Origin of the sequence: Kitasatospora sp. NPDC056076 (assembly GCF_042266305.1) — a bacterium.
Classification (GTDB): domain Bacteria; phylum Actinomycetota; class Actinomycetes; order Streptomycetales; family Streptomycetaceae; genus Kitasatospora.
The window spans coordinates 1-17,222 of record NZ_JBHJWG010000029.1; the positions used below are offsets into that span (position 1 = coordinate 1).

A 17,222-nucleotide genomic window follows, 5' to 3' on the forward strand; every position below is an offset into this window, starting at 1 on the left:
CCCACCCACCCACCCACCCACCCACCCACCCACCCACTTCCAGGGCACGTAAAGGCGACGGCGGCCCCGGCCAAGCATTGGCCGGGGCCGCCGAAACCAGAAGCGAGCCCCGCCTCCTCGTCGTGCATATCTTGTTCTGCATAGGAAGTCGGCGATGCCGACTTCCTATGCAGAACAAGGGGGGACTGTAGAAATGATGGATTTCGTGAGGAGTTGGCGAGTTTCGTTCCGCTGCCCCGTCGGACATGTCCGGCAGGGCAGCGGACAAGGAGCTCCGAGTACCCAGCAGGCCCGGAAAGCTCTGGCGCATGGCGGTGCAGAGGTCGGTGCGGGCGCCGATGCGGATGATCCTGGTGGTGTCCAGCACGGAGGGCTCCTTTCATGATTCCGACATAAGGTCGGAAAATGGGTGTGTTCGATGCAGGTAGCATGCGGTCAACGTCTCGTCAGGCAACGGGAGTTGGCGTATGAGCACACTGGTGGTGGGGTCGCGGGCCAGTCACCTGGCGCGGGCCCAGGTCAGGGAGTTCCTGGCGCCGCTGCGGGAGCGCTTTCCCGACGTGGTCTTCCGGCAGCGGGTGATCACGGAAGCGGGCGACCAGGACCGTAAATCGGCTCTGCGGGACGTGTCGGAGCGAGGCGGCGGCTCGGCATTCTCCGTGAACCAGGTGGACGCGCTGGTGTCCGGCGAGGTCGACGTGATCGTGCACTCGCTCAAGGACCTGCCGACCGCGAACCCGCCGGGCCTGATCCTCCTGCCCCCGCCCACCCGCGCGGACGTGCACGACGCGTTGTGCGGCTCGACGTTGGCCGGCCTTCCGCTCGGCGGCAGGATCGGCACGTCGGCGTCGCGCCGGATCGCCCAGTTGCTGCACCTGCGCCCGGACCTGGTGCCGGTGGAGATCCGGGGGAACGTCCCGACCCGGCTCGGCAAGCTCAGGACTCAGCGGTTGGACGCGGTGGTCCTGGCAGCTGCCGGGATCAAGCGGCTCGGCCGCGGCGAGGAGATCAGCGAGATCCTCCCGATCGAGCAGTTCCCACCGTCACCCGGCCAGGGCGCCCTGGGCATCCAGATCAGGGACGACAACGAGCTGGCCCGCCGGATCCTGGCCGGCTCCGGTGACCCGGTGACCGACGCCGAGGTACGGGCCGAGCGGGCGATGCTGGCCGAGCTGCACGGTGGGTGCTCGGTGCCGGTCGGCGCATTCGGCAGGGCCTTCGGTGACGTGCTGACGCTGCACGGGCAGGTCACCTCCGTGGGCGGCAGGCGGCAGGTGGAGGCCTGGCTCTCCGGCCCGCTGGGCGAGCCGGAGAAGCTGGGCATGCAGGTGGCCGGGCTCCTGCTGGACCAGGGCGCGGAGGGGATCCTGGCGGAGGTCCGGCCCGCCGCTTAGGCGCGAAGGCGGGCCAGGTCCAGTGCCGCGTAGGTGATGATCCGCTCGGCCCCGGCCCGCTTGAGCATGATGAACAGCTCCGCCAGTGGGCGGAGATCCCGCTTCCCGGTGGCCGGGTCGAGCGGCGCGAGGCGCGTGTACTCGCCGGAGACGGAGAACGGCATCAGCGGCGCCGGGGTGCGGCGCTTGAGGGCCGTGAGGATGTCCACCGACAGCATCCCGGGCTCCAGCAACAGCATGTCCGCCCCCTCGTCGAGAAATGCGAGGCCGGTGTCCACGGCGCTGTCGGGGCTGCGGGGGCTGATCTGGAACGGGCGGCGGGCGCCGGAGGCGGGGGTGGCCCGCATGGGGGTGCGGTAGCCCTCGTAGAGGGCGGAGTCGAAGATCAGGTGCGGCATGGTCGCCACGTCGCGGTGGCCGGCTTCGTCCAGGGCCTGGCGCACGGTCCGGGTCGTGCCCCTGGTCATCGCGGCAGGGCCGACGATGTCGGCTCCGGCCTCGGCCTGGATGACGGCCTGGGCGGCGGTCAGCGCGGCCGTCGCGTCCAGGTCGATCCGGCCATCGACGGTCAGGTGGCATTCGCCGGTGTCGGTGTGGCCGCACAGGCAGTTCTCCGTCATCACGGCCATGCCGGGCTCGGTGTCCTTGACGGCTCGGATGGCCCGCACCATCAGGGAGTCCGACGCGACGGCGCCGGAGGCCTGCGGATTCCGCTCCAGGCCGTTGGCGAACACCTTCACCGAGCGGATACCGACGGCGGCCAGGTCCCGTACAGCCTGCGGGATCTCGGCGACGGTGACGGTCGGCATCGGCCGGTCGACCTCCTCACCGTCCTCTCGGACCAGCAGGACCATGCTCAGGTCGGACGCGCTGAGCTCGGGGCCCTCCAGGAAGCTGCGGACGGCCGGGCGGCCGTGGAGTCGGCCGGTGGTGGCATGTGCGGCGGTGTGCTGGGTGGTGGTCATCTCGTCCTCTCGATCCATGGCATGCGGCGTCGGGCGGGTGTTGCTGCGCAGGAAGTCGGCGCGGTCGACTTCTGGTAACTACGGGTGAGCTGCCCGGGTGGCTTGGGTGCGGCAGTGGGTGAGGGCGGGTTTGATGCGGGGGTCGGGGGTGGGGGTGGTGTCGAGGAGGAGTTCGCCGGCGGTGACGAGGGTGGTCCAGTACTGGGTGGGGTCGCCGGTGGTGGGGCGGGGGTGGGCGGCGGTGAGGGAGAGGTAGGCGGCGGTGAGGTTGCCGGTGGTGAACCAGCGGGCGAGGCCGTGTTGGTGGCCGGGGCGGATGCCGCCGAGGGCGTCGATGGCGGTGAGGAAGTGGTCGACGACGGCGAGTTCGGTGGCGGTGAGGTCCTTGGGGACGTCGAAGACGCCGAGGGCTTCGAGGAGTTCGCCGGTGTCGGCCTCGGTGCCGGGGTGGGGGGCGGCGAGGAGGGCGTCGTGGCACTCGTTGAGGCGGATGGTGGTCTCGGCGAGGGGGATGTGGAGGGCGAGGCAGACGGCGCGGGCGGCGGGGAGGGGTTCGCCGGTGCGGCGGGCCAGGAGGGCGTAGGTCTCGGCGGGGGTGTGGCCTCGGTCGAGGGCGTGCCGGGCGAGGGCAGGGAGGGGAGGGAGCATCAGGGACGCGCTTTCAGGCGAGGGTGAAGGCGGGGGCGACCAGGGCCCAGACGAACTTGCCGATGCCGCCGGCGCGGGGGCAGCAACCCCAGCGCTCGGCCAGCTCGTTGACGAGGAAGAGGCCGCGTCCGTGCTCGTCGGAGAGGGCGGGGGTCCGCAGGGAGGGGCGTCCGGTTCCGGCGTCGTGGACTTCGAGGCGGAGGAGGTGGTTGGTGAGGGCGGAGCGGATCTCGATGAGGCGGTCGTCGGGAGCGTCGGAGTGCTGGACGGCGTTGGCGAAGAGCTCGCCGAGGAGGAGCTCGGCGACATCGCCACTGCTGGTGATTGGCCGATGACGAACAGTCAACATTCCTGCCCTGTCGTCGGCTATGGTCGAGCCGAGTCGGGAAGTTGAAACCCTTGAAACTTGCCCGCAAGGGGGAACTGTCGTGCGATCCGACCGTGAACCGAACCGCAAGCTCGCTTCGCTGATGGCCGAATCCGCCTGGGGCAACAGCGAGTTGGCGCGGGCGGTCAATCGCACTGGCACTGAGACCGGGCAGCGACTCAAGTACGACGCCTCGGCCGTCTCGCACTGGCTCGGCGGCACTTCGCCGGCCGCGAAGGCCCTCCCAGTGGTCCTGGAGGCGCTGGCACGGAGACTCAAGCGGCCGATCACCGCCGTCGAGGCGGGATTTCGAAACATGCCTACCACCGTTGACGAGTCGACGGATACGGTGTCAGGGCTGATCGATCTGGGGAGCCTCGATATGGACCCATCCCGGCGCGGAGTTCTCACAGCCAGCTTGTACTCGGTGGCCCTCACCATCCCGGGCTGGCCCGACCTGGTGGGCCGCCTCGAGAAGTTGAGGACCGACCCGCACCTGCGGATCGGCATGGCGGAGGTCCAGTCGGTCGCCGCGATGACCGAACGGATCAGCGACCTGGACGACCAGTTCGGCGGTCGGACGGCCCGCCCGATGGCCGCCTCGTTCCTGGTCAACACGATCGCCCCGTACCTCCAGGCAGAGGCGTCCGAGGGAGTCCGCAAGGCCATGCTGTCGGCCGCCGCCGACCACTGCTACCTGACCGGCTACATGGCCATGGACGAACGCCACGACTCCTTGGCACAGCGTTACTACCTGAAGGCTCTGGAGCTGGCAGGGCACGCGGGCGACCACCTCACGTACTGCACCACCCTGCGGGGCATGAGCGTGCAAGCCGTCGACCTCGGCCATGGCAGCACCGCCCTGCGACTCGCGGACGCCGCCTCGGCCGCCTCCCCGCAGGCCGGTCCCCGCATGAGGGCCTTCCTCGCCGGCCAACAGGCCCACGCAACCGCCCAGACCGGAGGCAAGGCCGGAGCCCTGTATCACCTCCGGATAGCGGAAGTCGCGATGGAGCAGGCCGAGTCCAAGGCCAAGGCGTTCGGCTCCTACGACCCGTCGTCCCTCGCCTACCACGAGGCCAAGGTCCGCTGGGAGCTTGGGGACAAGGCCGGCGCCATTGCCGCGATGGAAGCGTCCGACCGCCTGCGGTACTCGGTGTACGTGCGCAACCGCGTACGGATGACCGGCATGCTCGCAGAGTGGAAGTTGCAGGCCGGACGCCTCGAAGAAGCCTGCGCGTACTGGCATCGGGCCCTGGACGACTACCCGGCAGTCCAGTCCGGCCGTGCCGACGACCGATTCCGCACGATGCTCGCCGCAACCCGGCCGCACCGTCGCAACCCTCACGTGCGCGAACTCCTCGAACGCGCCCGCCCCATGGCGACCGGCCGCTCGATCTGACTGCGGTTTCCCCAATGCTTCGCACTCAGCGTAGTGATTGTGCTACGTTCCGCATCATCAACAGAACATAGAAGACCCCGGCGGTGGTGGAACACCCCGGGGTCTGGCACAGGAGCAGCAACTCCCAATGCAGATTCATCGTAGCGCCCAGACGCGCTGTTTCACCGTTCTTCCAAACGGCCTCCTCCAGGACCGTCGCCTCAGCTACACCGCCCGAGGCCTCCTCGCGGACCTCCTCTCCCGCCCCGACGGGTGGCGCGAGGACGGTCGGCAGATGGCGGACAGCAGTCCGCAGGGGCGGGGTGCCGTTCGGCGGGCGCTCAAGGAGTTGAAGGACGCCGGGTACTACCGGGTCGACACCGTCCGGATGTCCAACGGGACGGTCCGTTCCGAGGCCCATGTCTTCGACACCCCTCAGTCGGCACCGGTTGTCCCGCGTCCGGCTGCCGGTGAACGGGGTATCGGCGGCGCTGTCGCCCCTCCCGTAAAGGACCCGGGGCAAGAACCCACCCTCCCGGATGAACGGACGCGCGCAGCCGTGGCCACGCTGTTCCGGGTGATCCGGCCCGAACCGCGTCTGCGCCTCGGCGAGGTCGAGGCGCAGGCGCTGGCTCCCCTCGTCGCCCGGTGGCTGGAGCGGGGCAGCAGCGAGGCCGAGCTGGCGCTGGCGCTGCTTCCCGGGCTTCCGCAGCCGATGCACTCCCCGGCGGCGATCCTCCGCGATCGCCTGCAACGCAAGCTGCCACCCGTCCGAGCGCCTCAGGCCGTACCCGCAGAGTGCGCCAAGTGCCACGATCCGGTGCCCTGGCCCGGGATCTGCCGTGCGTGTGCGGGCTTGGGTGCGAGAACCGTTGCTGTCGGCACCGGGGCTGTCGTCACGCCCAGCGGCGTTGCCCGCGCCCGCGCGGCCTTGCGCGGGCACGGCCTGGTGGTGGCGACGTAGGGGCCGCCGGTCGGGCTACGAGCGGCCGCGCAGGCCGCGGAGGTGGTCGGCGACCGGGGCCAGGGCCTCGTAGAGGGCGTCGAGCTGCTCCGGGGTGAAGCGGTCGATGAAGTGGGCCCGGACGCTGCGCACGTGGTCGGGGGCGACCCGCTGCATGGTCTCCCAGCCCTGCTCGGTGAGGTGGGCGAAGAGGCCGCGGCGGTCACCGGGACACTCCTGGCGCAGCACCAGCCCGGCGTTCTCCATCCGGGTGATCTGGTGGGAGAGCCGGCTCTTGGACTGGAGGGTGGCGGTGGCGAGGTCCGTCATCCGCATCCGGTGGTCCGGGGCCTCGGAGAGCACGACCAGGATCTCGTAGTCGTTGATCGCCAGGCTGTGGGGCTGGAGCTCGCGGCTGAGCTGGTAGTCCAGCAGCTTGGCGACCTCCAGATGGGCGCGCCACATCCGCTGCTCCCTGGCGGTCAGCCAGGGAGTCTCCTCCTCGGGCTGCGACGGAGGAGTGTCCGCAGTGTCGGTCGTGTGCGTATCCATGGGGTCCAGCATAGCTGATTTAGTTCAATCTTGTACGAGTTTACAGGCCGAAACGCCGCCCGAGTTCGCCCAGGTTACCGAGGCCGGGGGTGTTGGGGTGGTCGCCGGCGTGGCCCGGCTGGTTCGGCACCCCGCCGACCGGGACCCCGGCCTCGGCGTCCACCCGGCCGACCGACCGCTCGGCCAGCAGCGTCTCGCTGGACTGCACCAGCACCTGCCCGGCCCCGATGAACTCGAACTGGTGCTCCTCGCCGGAGGCGCCGCCGATGCCGGTCAGCCGGCGCAGGCCGCCGACCACCCCGTGCAGGTAGTCGTGGTCGTAGTGGTGGCAGGGTGCCGGGCAGTCCGCCCAGCCCACCAGCGCCTGCGGGTCCACCCGGACCGGCGGCTCCACGAAGTGCACCGGCCCGTTGGAGGCGGCGACGAAGCGGCCGGTGCCGATCAGGGTCAGGAAACCCGGGATGATCGACTGCTTGAGCCGCAGCGTCGGGTCGAAGGCGAGCAGGTTGCCGGAGCGGACGGTCAGGTTGCCGTCGTCCAGGTCGTAGGAGTTGAGGTCGAAGGCCCGGTCGGCCAGCAGCAGCCGGCCGGAGCCCTGGGCGACCACCCAGTCCGAGGCGTGCAGCGGCGAGTTGAAGTGCTGGCCGAGCACCCGGTCGACCATCCCGGCGCCGACGCCGCGGAAGGAGATGTCGCCGTAGTAGGCGACCATCTTGCCCTTCTGCAGGAAGTAGGAGCCGTTCAGCTCGACCGCGAAGGCGTACGGGTTGACGTTGTCGTTGGACGGCAGGGTGTGCGCGTCGTACACCACCGGGCCGGAGCCGCCGTGGGCGGTCGGCAGCGGGGCCTGCGCGCCGCCGAACTGCTCCTGGGCGTAGGACTGCTGGGGCTGCTGCGGCTGGGCCTGCGGCTGGTAGGACGGGGGCGGGGGCGGCGGGTACCCGGCGGCGCGGCCGTAGTCCGGCGGCACCGTGAAACCCGGCTGGGTCGGCTGGTCGTGCGGGGAGCCTCCCCCGTACGGCGGCTGCGGAGGCTGCGGCGGGTGGGACATCAGAGCTTCTCCTCGCTCGCCTGGACGTACGCCGTGCCCTGCCCGGACAGCTCCAGCTGGAACGCCTCGCCCGAGCCGCGGCCGATCATCTCGCGCCAGCCGATCGCCGTGGACAGCTTGTTGCGCACCTCGCCGCGGTGCCCCACGTACGCCTGGGGGTCGACGTGCACCGACTGGCCGGGGGTGATCGGCAGTTCGAAGACGCCGCCGTGGGCCATCACCGCGACCGAGCCGTGGCCCTCCAGCCGGGTGGTGAACAGGCCCTGCCCGCTGACCTGGCCGCGGACCATGCCCATCACCCCGCCCTGCGAGCCGAGGAAGACGGTGGACTGGCGCAGGGTGCCCTCGAAGGCGAGCAGCCGGTCCGCCTCGACGAACAGGGTGTCGCCGACCAGGTCGATCACGTGCACGTGGTGGCCGCCGTGGCCGAACATCACCCGGCCGTGGCCCTCGACCGTCATCAGCGGGGTGTCCTCGTTGGCGACCCGCCGGCCGATCATCGACATCACCCCGCCCTGGCCGCCGGTGATGTTCGGGGTGAAGCGGACGTCCCCGGTGTACCCGAGCATCGCCCCGCGCTGGCTGAACAGCCGCTGGCCGGGCACCACCTGGGCCTCGACCATCTTGCCGTTGATCCGGGTGAAGCCCATCAGACGTCACCCCCGAGGGTGACCTTCTCCGAGGGCTGGACGTACACCAGGCCCTCGCCGGTGAACTCGACCTGCACGGCCTCGCCGCCGCCCTCGCCGATCACCGTGGTCCAGCCCGCGCCCGACTTCACGCTGCGGTGCAGGTTGCCGGTGTGCGCGACGTACGCGCCCGGGTCGACCCGCAGCGGCATGTCCTTGCCGACCCGCAGGATGACGGCCGGCCCGTTGGAGGTGACGGCCGCCCAGCCGTGCCCCTCCACCTTGGTGGTGAAGAGGCCGTTGCCCGAGGAGACGCCGTTCAGCCCGGTGAAGCTGGTGCCGGTGTGCAGCCCGGCCTCGGTGCAGAGCAGGTTGTCCGCCTCGACGTAGAGCGTCTCGCCGTCGAGGCGGACCAGGTTGATCTCGGTGGCCCGGTCGGCGAAGTAGCAGGTGCCCTGCCCCTTCACCTCCATGACCGTCATCCGCTCGCCGGTGAGTCTGCGGGCGACCATGCCGCGCAGCCCGTCCCCGCCGCCGGTCAGTTTCTTGAAGGTCATCTGGCCGGTGTACGCGACCATCGAGCCGTGCCGGGCCTTGACGGCGTCCCCGCCCAACTCGACGGCGAGGACCCTTGATCCCTGGAGTCTGAACTGTGCCACGGCCGCAATCTAGCCGCCGCGGGGGCGGCCGGGCGAGAGGGCCGGGGCGGACCGGTACGGACTCGGGACAATCGTTCGCGTCAGGAGCGTGCGTGCGCCCCGTGGCCGTGGCCCGGGTGCGGGACGGTCCCGGCGGCCTCCTCGACCTCCAGCAGCGAGGCCGAGTGGCGCTCCGCCTCGAAGGCCACCACGCCGCCGCGCAGGCCGAACAGCCGCTTGGAAAGCATGATCCAGAGCACCGCGGCGATGTTCAGCAGCAGGGTGCAGACCTTCACGGCGCTGACGTGCTCGTGCAGCTCGTAGCCCTCCAGCGGGAGGAAGGCGGCGGTGGCGACCACGGTCAGGTACTCGGCCCAGCGCCGGCCCAGCCAGAGGCCGACCGCCTCGACGATCTCGATCAGCGCGTAGGCGATCATCGCGCCCGCGACGACCAGCAGGGTCTTCTTCTGGTAGCCGAAGGTCTTGCGGATGGTCTCGACGATCGGGGCGTGGTCGAGGTCCCAGTGGAAGTGGTCGGTGACCGGCTTGAAGATCGTGAGGTCGTCCTCGAAGATCCGCTGCACGGCCTCCTGGCTGTTGGAGAACTTCCAGACGCCCCAGGCCATCAGGATGATGATCACGCCGCGCAGCACCCGCTCGACGGCCAGGAAGCGCAGGATGAAGAGGTCCCGCAGCGCCTTGCCGCGGGGCACCAGCGGGGCGTCCGCCGCCGGGCCGGAGCCGTGCGGGGCGCCGAGCGCGAAGTCGCCGCAGCGCAGGCAGCGCCAGGCGTCGCCGACGACGGTGGCGGTGTGCAGCCGGGCGGCCAGCTCGGGCTCGGTCGGCGCGTAGGTGATGTGGCCGCGCTTGGCGCAGGTCCTGCGGTCCCAGTCACGCTTGAACATGTGGTGCTACCCCCGTGGTGCGATGCCGGTGGCGCCCGGTTCCGTTGGGCGCGCGGGCAGCAGGATAGGGGGTACGGGCGACGCCCTGCTGCGGCCGGCGGGGTTCTGGTGTGTGGCTGTGACATCCGGCACGGTGGCCACCCCCGGCCCGGGGCCCGTACGTGTGCTCGGTGATAATGGCCGGAAGGCTTGTGAGTCGCTTCACAAGCGTGCCCACGCCTCCGACCCCCGTATTGAGGTATCCAACGTGAACAGCAGCGCCGTCCACCGCCTGCGCCTGGTCTCCGCCCCCGAGGCGATCTCCTTCGTCCTGCTGCTGATCTGCTCGGTGCTGAAGCGGACCACGTCCTTCGACGCCGTGCCGGTGATGGGCATGGTCCACGGGGTCCTGTTCGTCCTGTACGTGGTCTTCTGGATCCAGGCCTGGCAGGCGCAGAAGTGGGACGTCAAGCGCGGCGCCCTGCTCTTCGTGCTCTCGGTGCTGCCCTTCGGCGGCTTCTTCGCCGAGCGGATGCTCGGCCGCGAGGAGCGCGGCGAGCTGGAGCCCGCCACCGCCTGATCCCGCTCCGGGTGGACGGCCGACAGGCTGCCACGGCCTCCTCTCCCAAAGGGCCGCGGCAGCCTGTCGCCGTTTCTTACCGGGGATGGCTCGTGCGGGGCGCGGTCAGTTGACGTTGACCCCGCTCCAGGCCGCCGCCACCGCCTTGTACTCGGCGCCGTTGGCGCCGTAGAGGTCGGCCGCGGCCTTGAGGCTCGCGGTGCGGGCGGCCTTGTAGTTGGTGGTGGAGGTGAAGTACACGGTCAGCGAGCGGTACCAGATCGCGGCCGCCTTGTCCCGGCCGATGCCGGTGACCTTCGAGCCGTTGGAGGTCGGGCTGTTGTAGTTGTAGCCGTTGATGCTCTTGGCGCCGCTGCCCTCGGAGAGCAGGTAGAAGAAGTGGTTGGCGATGCCGGACGAGTAGTGGACGTCCAGGTTGCCGACGCCGGAGTACCAGGAGTCCGCGGACTTGCCGTCCAGCGAGGGCTTGTCCATGTAGCGCAGCGGCTTGCCGTTGCCGAAGATGTTGATCTTCTCGCCGATCCAGTAGTTCGGCGGGTTCGCCGGCAGGTTGGCGTACCACTCGACCATGGTGCCGAAGATGTCCGAGGTGGCCTCGTTGAGGCCGCCGGACTCGCCGGAGTAGTTGAGGCCCGCGGTGGCGGAGGTGACGCCGTGGGTCATCTCGTGGCCGGAGACGTCGATCGCGGTGAGCGGGTTGGTGTTGCCGTTGCCGTCGCCGTAGGTCATGCAGAAGCAGGAGTCGTTCCAGAACGCGTTGACGTAGTTCGAGCCGTAGTGCACCCGGCTGAGGGCGCCCACGCCGTTGTTCTTGATGCCGTTGCGGCCGAAGGTCTTCTTGTAGAAGTCCCAGGTGGCCGAGGCGCCGAACTGGGCGTCCACGGCGGCCGACTGGCGGTTGGAGGTGAGGCCGTTGCCCCAGGTGTTGCTGGTGGCGGTGAACAGCGAGCCGTTGCCCGAGGTGCCGCCCTTGAGGTCGGTGGTCGACTGGTTGCCCCGGGTGGCGTCCTTGAGCGAGTAGGTCGAACCGCTCTGGGTGGTGGTCAGCGGGACGGTGCCGACGTGGACGCCCTTGCCGCTGCCGGCCGCGGTCTGGACCTCCTCGTGGGTGGAGAGCAGGTCGCCGGTGGCCGCGTCGGTGACCACCTGCTGGCTGCTCGGGGTGCCGTCGGAGCGCTCGCCGCGCACCACCGTGCGGTGGGCCAGCCGCGGGTTGCCGTCGGCGGCCCAGACCACCAGGTCCGTCCGGTCGGTGCCGTCCACCCGGCTGAGCGCGGCCTCGTCGTCGTCGGCGGCCAGGCCGACGGTCGCCCGCACCGCGTCGGTGGCCCGTGCGGCGGCCTGGTCGGCGGACAGGCCGGGGGCCAGGCCGTTCGGCAGGGCGATCCGGCCGTCGAAGGCGCGGTCCACCGAGGCCACCGAGCCGTTCGGGCGCTGGTGGACGACCAGGTCGCCGCCCAGCACCGGCAGGCCGGCGTAGGTGCGCTCGTACCGGAGGTGGCGGGTGCCGTCGGCGTCCACCACGGCGTCCTTGGCGACCAGCCGCTCCTGGGTGCCCAGGGCGAGCGCGCCGGCGAGCGGGGCGCTCTGGCCGGCGGCGATCGCGAGCGGCGCGGACTGCGACAGGTCGGCGGCCTGGGCGGCGGGGAGGGCGGCGATCTGGACGACGCCGGCCAGCAGTGCGGTGGCGGAGAGCACCGCCGGGAGGGTCAACTTTCGCTTCACGTGGGGCAGTTCCTTCCACGGGACCCGCGCGTGCGTGCGGGTGCGCCGCGTACCGGGGCGCCGGGGGTGGCGCCGTTGGGGCGGTAGGGCGCGAACGTGCTGCTCCCGTGCGGCCGCTGACGGTCCGTCGGTCGGGTGGGGGCGACGGACCGTCGGGCGGGAGCTTGGTCATAAGCATGACAATCCGTGGCAGGAAAGGACAGGGCGCCTCCCGGGATTGGCCAGGAGTCGCCAGGGGCGGTGCGGATGGTTCGGTTGCCGTCCACTGTCCGGAATCGTCGGTTCGTCCCGGCTGGCGGGACTCCGCCAACCGGGACCGCTTGACGCGCCGCGGGGGCGCGGGGGCGCGGCGGGCCGGCGGCGGACATGGACGGACGCCCGGGGCCTGCCCTCCAACGGGGCCCCGGGCGTCCAGCTCACCTTCCGCCGGGCGTCACTTCACGTTGACGGCGGTCCAGGTCGCGGCGACGGCGCTGTACTCGGCGCTGGTGGCGCCGTACAGGTCCGCCGCGGCCTTGAGGGTGCCGGTGCGGGCCGCCGCGTAGTTGGTGGTGGAGGTGAAGTAGGTGGTCAGCGCGCGGTACCAGATCTTCGCCGCCTTGTCCCGGCCGATGCCGGAGAGGCTGGAGCCGTTGTACGTCGGGCTGTTGTAGTTGACGCCGTTGATGGTCTTGGCGCCGCTGCCCTCGGACAGCAGGTAGAAGAAGTGGTTGGCGACGCCGGAGGAGTAGTGGACGTCCTTGTTGCCGACCGTGGAGGACCAGTAGTCCGCCGAGGCGCCGTCCTTGGACGGCTGGTCCATGTAGCGCAGCGGCTTGCCGTCACCGTTGATGTTGATCTGCTCGCCGATGAGGTAGTCCGGCTTGTCGGAGGGCAGGTTGGCGTACCACTCGACCATGGTGCCGAAGATGTCCGAGGTGGCCTCGTTGAGGCCGCCGGACTCACCGGAGTAGTTGAGGCCGGCGGTGGCGGAGGTGACGCCGTGGCTCATCTCGTGGCCGGCCACGTCCAGCGCGGTGAGCGGGTGGGTGTTGCCCGAGCCGTCGCCGTACGTCATGCAGAAGCAGGAGTCGTCCCAGAACGCGTTCACGTAGTTGGAGCCGTAGTGGACCCGGCTGGCGGCGCCGACACCGTTGTTCTTGATGCCGTTGCGGCCGAAGGTGTTCTTGTAGAAGTCCCAGGTGACCGCGGCGCCGTACTGGGCGTCCACGGCGGCGGACTCCGCGTTGGAGGCCAGGCCGTTGCCGAAGCTGTTGGTGGTGTTGGCGACCAGGGTGCCGGAGCCGGAGGTCTTGCCCTTGAGGGTGTAGGTCGCCTGGCCGCCGCGGGTGGCGTCCTTGAGCTGGTAGGAGCTGCCGCTCTGGGTGGTGGTCAGCGGGACGGTGCCGACGAAGACGCCCTTGCCGGTGCCGGCGGCGGTCTGCACCTCCTCGTGGGTGGACAGCACCTGGCCGCTCGCCGCGTCGGTGACCAGCAGCTGGCGGCTCGGGGTGCCGTCGGCGCGCTCGCCCTCGACCGTGGTGCGGTACGCCAGGCGCGGGCTGCCGTCGGTGGCCCAGACCACCAGCTCGGCCTTGCCGGTCTGGTGCACCGCCGTCAGCGGCGCCTCGTCCTCGTCGACGGTGATGCCGACGGTGGACTGCACGGCGCCGGTGGCCTGGGCGGCCGCCTTGTCCGCGGGGATCTGCGGGGTGAGGCTGGGCAGCGCGAGCTTGGCGCCGATGGCCTTGTCCACGGCGGTGGTGGTGCCGTCCGCCTTCTGGTGCACGACCAGGTCGCCGCCGAGGACGGGGAGCCCGGCGAGGGTGCGCTCGTAGCGGAGGTGGCGGGTGCCGTCGGCGTCCACCACGACGTCCTTGGCCACCAGCTGCTCCTGGCCGCCGAGGGCCAGGGCGTGGGCGACCTTGCCGGACTGGCCGTTCGCCTGGGCGAGCAGGGCGGCGAGCTGCTGGGAGCTGCCGGCCTGCGGGGCGGGGTCGGCCTGGGCCGCGCCGGCCTGGACGACACCGGTGAGCAGAGCGGTGGCGGAGAGTACGGCGACTGCGGCGAGCTTTCGCTTCACGGACGAGTCCTTCCGGGAAACCGCGTGTGGGCGCGGTCGCGCCGCGTCCCGGGGGCCGGGTTCGGCACCTTCGGGGCGGGACGGGCGCTGACGTGCGAGGACCCCGAACGGTCGTGCGGCTGCCACCGGTTGGGTGGGGGTGGTGGCGGTCGAACGGGGTTGGCGGAAAGCATGACAATCGAGCAAATCAAATGACAGGTCTTCCTCATGAATTGGCCAAGTCCCGCCAAGACGAAGGAATGTGAACGGGCGGACAAAGGGGGCGTTCCGCCCCGACTTTCAGCGGGTTCCGGTCCGAACCGAGGCCTGCTAGCGGGGCGTTCGGGCGTTCGATGGCCAACCCCGTTGTGCCGGGCGGCTGTTGCCCGCAGTTCACACCGACGCAATGTCCAGGTATGGACCTGGCCGTCCGATTGGCGGGATCCCGCCACGCGTCGCGCTTGTCCACCATCAGGACGGCTGGTAGCACACGTCCCGTCCGCCGGTACGGTAAGGAGGTGGCCAAGCCCCTCGCACTCGACTTCGACCCGATCGCCCGCGCCGACGAACTGTGGGCCCGCCGCTGGGGCACCGTGCCCTCGATGGCGGCGATCACCTCGATCATGCGCGCCCACCAGATCCTGCTGTCCCGGGTCGACGCGGTGCTCAAGCCGTACGGACTGACCTTCGCCCGGTACGAGGCGCTGGTGCTGCTGACCTTCAGCCGGACCGGCGAGCTCTCGCTCTCCAAGATCGGCGAGCGGCTGATGGTCCACCCGACCAGCGTCACCAACACCGTCGACCGCCTGGAGCGGGCCGGCCTGGTCGCCCGCCGCCCCAACCCGCTGGACGGCCGCGGGGTGCTCGCCGCGATCACCGGGCGCGGCCGCGAGGTGGTCGAGGAGGCCACCCGGGAGCTGATGTCGATGGAGTTCGGGCTGGAGGAGTACGGCCCCGAGCAGTGCCGGCAGGTCTTCGAACTGCTCAAGCCGCTGCGGATCGCGGCGGGCGACTTCGCCGAGCCGGACGAGGGGGCTGCGGAAGGGCGGCCGTGAGGGCGGCTACCCTCGTGGGAGCGGTGCGCGGATCCGGGCGTACCGGCCGAAAAAGCCGAGCGAGGCGAGGAAGAGTATGAAGGCGACCCCCCTGCTGGGCTGGTACCGCGGCCTGGCCATTGCGACCGGTGTGGCACTCCTGGTGTTCTGCGGCTTCATGGTCGCGAAGTACGGGTTCAGCACCGCCGAGGACCTGACCACCTACGTCGCGATGCTGCACGGCTACCTGTACATCGGGTACTTCGTGGTGACCTTCCTGCTCGGGCAGAAGCTCAAGTGGCCGCTCGGCCGCCTGGTGCTGACCCTGGCGGCGGGCTGCATCCCGTTCCTCTCCTTCGTCTTCGAGCGCCGGGTGGCCCGCGAGGCCGCCGAGCAGCTGCCGGCGGGCGGCGCCCGTCAGCCGGCCGGCGTCTGAGCCGCCCGCGCCACGAGCGCGCGCCACGAGGGCGCCCCTTCCCCGAGCGGGGGAGGGGCGCCCTCGGCGCATCCGGGTCCGACCGGGCCGGGTCGTTCCCGGCCGCTGCCGTTTCCGCGGGCGGGGCTCCATCGACAAGTACTAGGACGTCCGAGTAAATTAGTAGGACGTCCTAATAGCTGTGCCGCCCGGTGCCGTGGCGGCCGTACGGAGCGGAGTTCGGCCCATGGACGCCGAGGAGATCGAGCGCGGACGGCAGCGCTGGCAGCAGCGGTACGACAAGGCCCGCAAGCGCGACGCGGACTTCACCACCCTCTCCGGCGACGAGGTCGAGCCGGTCTACGGCCCGGCGCCCGGGCAGCCCGTCGAGGGCTTCGAGCGGATCGGCTGGCCCGGCGAGTACCCGTTCACCCGCGGCCTGCACCCCACCGGCTACCGCGGCCGCACCTGGACCATCCGGCAGTTCGCCGGCTTCGGCAACGCCCAGCAGACCAACGAGCGCTACCGGATGATCCTGGACGCGGGTGGCGGCGGCCTCTCGGTCGCCTTCGACATGCCCACCCTGATGGGGTACGACTCGGACGACCCCAAGTCGCTCGGCGAGGTCGGCCACTGCGGCGTCGCCATCGACACGGCCGCCGACATGGAGGTGCTGTTCGCCGGCATCCCGCTCGGCGAGGTCACCACCTCGATGACGATCAGCGGCCCGGCCGTCCCGATCTTCTGCATGTACCTGGTCGCCGCCGAGCGCCAGGGCGTGGACCCGGCGGTGCTCAACGGCACCCTGCAGACCGACATCTTCAAGGAGTACATCGCCCAGAAGGAGTGGCTCTTCGCCCCCGAGCCGCACCTGCGCCTGATCGGCGACCTGATGGAGCACTGCGCCCGGGGCATCCCGGCGTACAAGCCGCTCTCCGTCTCGGGCTACCACATCCGCGAGGCCGGGGCGACGGCCGCGCAGGAGCTGGCGTACACCCTCGCGGACGGCTTCGCCTACGTCGAACTGGGCCTGTCCCGCGGCCTGGACGTGGACGTCTTCGCGCCCGGCCTGTCCTTCTTCTTCGACGCCCACCTGGACTTCTTCGAGGAGATCGCCAAGTTCCGCGCCGCGCGCCGGATCTGGGCCCGCTGGATGCGCGACCGCTTCGGCGCGAAGACCGACAAGGCGCAGTGGCTGCGCTTCCACACCCAGACCGCCGGCGTCTCGCTCACCGCGCAGCAGCCGTACAACAACGTGGTGCGCACCGCGGTCGAGGCGCTCTCCGCGGTGCTCGGCGGCACCAACTCGCTGCACACCAACGCGCTGGACGAGACCCTGGCGCTGCCCTCCGAGCAGGCCGCCGAGATCGCGCTGCGCACCCAGCAGGTGCTGATGGAGGAGACCGGCGTCACCAACGTGGCCGACCCGCTGGGCGGCTCCTGGTACGTCGAGGCGCTGACCGACCGGATCGAGCAGCAGGCCGAGGCGATCTTCCGGCGGATCCTGGACAAGGGCCGGGAGGACCACGAGATCGGCCCGATCACCTCCGGCATCCTGCGCGGCATCGAGGAGGGCTGGTTCACCGGCGAGATCGCCGAGGCGGCCTTCCAGTACCAGCAGTCGGTGGAGAAGGGGGACAAGCGCGTGGTCGGCGTCAACTGCCACCCGCGCAGCGTCACCCCCGACCTGGAGATCCTGCGGGTCAGCCACGAGGTCGAGCGCGAGCAGGTGCGGGTGCTCGGCGAGCGCAAGGCGGCCCGGGACGAGGCGGCGGTGCGGGCCGGGCTGGACGCCATGCTGGCGGCGGCCCGCTCGGGCGAGTCGATGATCCCGCCGATGCTGGACGCGGTGCGCGCCGAGGCGACCCTGGGCGAGATCTGCAACGCGCTGCGGCAGGAGTGGGGGACGTACCAGGAGAACGCGGCCTTCTGACCCGCTGAGCACCCGAGCCGCCGTACGGAGGTCCGTACGGCG

Annotated in this window: 17 protein-coding genes; 7 read left to right on the plus strand and 10 right to left on the minus strand. The window is 70.9% G+C overall.

All coding sequences use genetic code 11. The features are described 5' to 3' along the window. The first annotated feature begins 467 nt into the window (after nt 1-467). A complete protein-coding gene (gene hemC, locus ACFC1T_RS23295; protein ID WP_375891476.1) occupies nt 468-1,394 on the plus strand; it encodes a hydroxymethylbilane synthase in 927 nt (308 codons plus the stop codon). Here hemC and ACFC1T_RS23300 read toward each other — a convergent pair. The 3 genes from ACFC1T_RS23300 to ACFC1T_RS23310 form a co-directional block, all read right to left on the minus strand. Continuing rightward, nucleotides 1,391-2,359 carry a hypothetical protein gene (locus ACFC1T_RS23300; RefSeq protein ID WP_375891477.1) on the minus strand — a complete coding sequence of 323 codons (969 nt, stop codon included), beginning with the start codon at nt 2,357-2,359 and terminating at the stop codon, nt 1,391-1,393. The genes hemC and ACFC1T_RS23300 overlap by 4 nt on opposite strands. 78 nt (nt 2,360-2,437) lie before the next feature. Then, nucleotides 2,438-3,007, minus strand: coding sequence for a hypothetical protein (locus ACFC1T_RS23305; RefSeq protein ID WP_375891478.1), 570 nt, complete (start codon nt 3,005-3,007; stop codon nt 2,438-2,440). 13 nt (nt 3,008-3,020) lie between these two features. Beyond that, complete coding sequence (locus ACFC1T_RS23310) at nt 3,021-3,353, minus strand: ATP-binding protein (protein WP_375891479.1); 333 nt, start codon at nt 3,351-3,353, stop codon at nt 3,021-3,023. Nucleotides 3,354-3,477: 124 nt separating this feature from the next. Here ACFC1T_RS23310 and ACFC1T_RS23315 point away from each other — a divergent pair, with 124 nt between their 5' ends. Together ACFC1T_RS23315 and ACFC1T_RS23320 are read left to right on the plus strand one after the other, a co-directional pair. Beyond that, nucleotides 3,478-4,776 (plus strand): tetratricopeptide repeat protein, encoded by a 1,299-nt coding sequence (locus tag ACFC1T_RS23315; RefSeq protein WP_375891554.1) that lies wholly within the window; start codon nt 3,478-3,480, stop codon nt 4,774-4,776. 274 nt (nt 4,777-5,050) lie between these two features. Beyond that, on the plus strand, nt 5,051-5,719 hold the full coding sequence (locus ACFC1T_RS23320) for a hypothetical protein (RefSeq protein ID WP_375891480.1): 669 nt from the start codon (nt 5,051-5,053) through the stop codon (nt 5,717-5,719). A gap of 15 nt (nt 5,720-5,734) precedes the next feature. Here the strand turns inward: ACFC1T_RS23320 and ACFC1T_RS23325 are convergent, their stop codons facing one another. The 5 genes from ACFC1T_RS23325 to ACFC1T_RS23345 all read right to left on the minus strand — a co-directional run bounded on the left by ACFC1T_RS23325 (nt 5,735) and on the right by ACFC1T_RS23345 (nt 9,473). After that, the gene (locus ACFC1T_RS23325) at nt 5,735-6,250 is read right to left on the minus strand and encodes a MarR family winged helix-turn-helix transcriptional regulator (protein ID WP_375891481.1); all 516 of its coding nucleotides are present in this window, start codon (nt 6,248-6,250) and stop codon (nt 5,735-5,737) included. 40 nt (nt 6,251-6,290) lie between these two features. After that, entirely contained in the window at nt 6,291-7,091 is an 801-nt protein-coding gene (locus tag ACFC1T_RS23330; protein WP_375891555.1) for an AIM24 family protein, read from the minus strand. Between the two features lie 209 nt (nt 7,092-7,300). Then, a complete protein-coding gene (locus tag ACFC1T_RS23335) occupies nt 7,301-7,951 on the minus strand; it encodes an AIM24 family protein (protein ID WP_375891482.1) in 651 nt (216 codons plus the stop codon). Then, nucleotides 7,951-8,589 (minus strand): AIM24 family protein, encoded by a 639-nt coding sequence (locus ACFC1T_RS23340; RefSeq protein ID WP_375891483.1) that lies wholly within the window; start codon nt 8,587-8,589, stop codon nt 7,951-7,953. Before ACFC1T_RS23340 ends, ACFC1T_RS23335 begins: the two co-directional genes overlap by 1 nt. A gap of 80 nt (nt 8,590-8,669) precedes the next feature. Continuing rightward, entirely contained in the window at nt 8,670-9,473 is an 804-nt protein-coding gene (locus ACFC1T_RS23345) for a DUF2127 domain-containing protein (protein WP_375891484.1), read from the minus strand. 247 nt (nt 9,474-9,720) lie between these two features. Between ACFC1T_RS23345 and ACFC1T_RS23350 the strand changes: the two genes are divergently transcribed. Further along, nucleotides 9,721-10,032 (plus strand): DUF3817 domain-containing protein, encoded by a 312-nt coding sequence (locus ACFC1T_RS23350; RefSeq protein ID WP_375891485.1) that lies wholly within the window; start codon nt 9,721-9,723, stop codon nt 10,030-10,032. A 105-nt stretch (nt 10,033-10,137) separates the two neighbouring features. Here the strand turns inward: ACFC1T_RS23350 and ACFC1T_RS23355 are convergent, their stop codons facing one another. After that, the gene (locus ACFC1T_RS23355) at nt 10,138-11,757 is read right to left on the minus strand and encodes a M4 family metallopeptidase (protein WP_375891486.1); all 1,620 of its coding nucleotides are present in this window, start codon (nt 11,755-11,757) and stop codon (nt 10,138-10,140) included. A gap of 433 nt (nt 11,758-12,190) precedes the next feature. After that, nucleotides 12,191-13,819 carry a M4 family metallopeptidase gene (locus tag ACFC1T_RS23360; RefSeq protein ID WP_375891487.1) on the minus strand — a complete coding sequence of 543 codons (1,629 nt, stop codon included), beginning with the start codon at nt 13,817-13,819 and terminating at the stop codon, nt 12,191-12,193. 497 nt (nt 13,820-14,316) lie between these two features. On the opposite strand from ACFC1T_RS23360, the gene ACFC1T_RS23365 reads away from it, so the two are divergent. The 3 genes from ACFC1T_RS23365 to ACFC1T_RS23375 all read left to right on the plus strand — a co-directional run bounded on the left by ACFC1T_RS23365 (nt 14,317) and on the right by ACFC1T_RS23375 (nt 17,180). Beyond that, nucleotides 14,317-14,853 (plus strand): MarR family winged helix-turn-helix transcriptional regulator, encoded by a 537-nt coding sequence (locus tag ACFC1T_RS23365; RefSeq protein WP_375891488.1) that lies wholly within the window; start codon nt 14,317-14,319, stop codon nt 14,851-14,853. Nucleotides 14,854-14,929: 76 nt separating this feature from the next. After that, nucleotides 14,930-15,268, plus strand: a complete 339-nt coding sequence (locus ACFC1T_RS23370; protein ID WP_375891489.1) for a DUF3817 domain-containing protein — start codon at nt 14,930-14,932, stop codon at nt 15,266-15,268. Nucleotides 15,269-15,494: 226 nt separating this feature from the next. Continuing rightward, nucleotides 15,495-17,180: a methylmalonyl-CoA mutase gene (locus tag ACFC1T_RS23375; RefSeq protein ID WP_375891490.1), complete on the plus strand. Its 1,686-nt coding sequence runs from the start codon at nt 15,495-15,497 to the stop codon at nt 17,178-17,180. Nucleotides 17,181-17,222 lie beyond the last annotated feature (42 nt).